General features: G+C 68.8%; 1 protein-coding gene. It reads left to right on the top strand.

Going from position 1 to position 449, the window contains the following annotated elements:
• On the top strand, nucleotides 1-449 hold a 449-nt coding region (locus tag ACTZWU_RS16735), incomplete at both ends, for a flavin reductase family protein (RefSeq protein ID WP_444738492.1).

Here is a 449-nt window from a genome sequence, read left to right as displayed (position 1 = left end):
CCGCAGAACGGTCGCCTGCTGCGCGACGCCTTCGGCCGTTTCGCAACCGGCGTGACAGTGGTCACGGCGACCGGCCCCGATGGGGAATGCGTGGCGATCACCGCCAACAGCTTTTCCTCGGTCTCGATGGAGCCGCCGCTGGTCCTGTGGTCGCCCGCCCGCGCCAGCACCCGCTATCCGGTCTTTGCCGGGGCGCAGCATTACGCGATCCATGTTCTGGCCGCCGATCAGGCCGATCTGGCCTGGACGGTGGCGCGCAACCGCGACGCGCTCTGCGATCTGGCGGGGCGCAACGGGCAGGGCGTGCCGATCCTTGAACGCTGTCTTGCGCGGTTCGATTGCCAGCGTTTCGCGCTGCATGAGGCTGGCGATCACGCCATCGTCGTGGGCCGCGTGCTTCAGGCGACCATGACCGAGGGGGCGCCTCTGGCTTTCTTCCAGGGCCGGAT

The organism is Paracoccus sp. NSM, from assembly GCF_052379855.1.
GTDB lineage: Bacteria > Pseudomonadota > Alphaproteobacteria > Rhodobacterales > Rhodobacteraceae > Paracoccus.
This window is presented reverse-complemented; position numbering and strand designations above follow the sequence as displayed.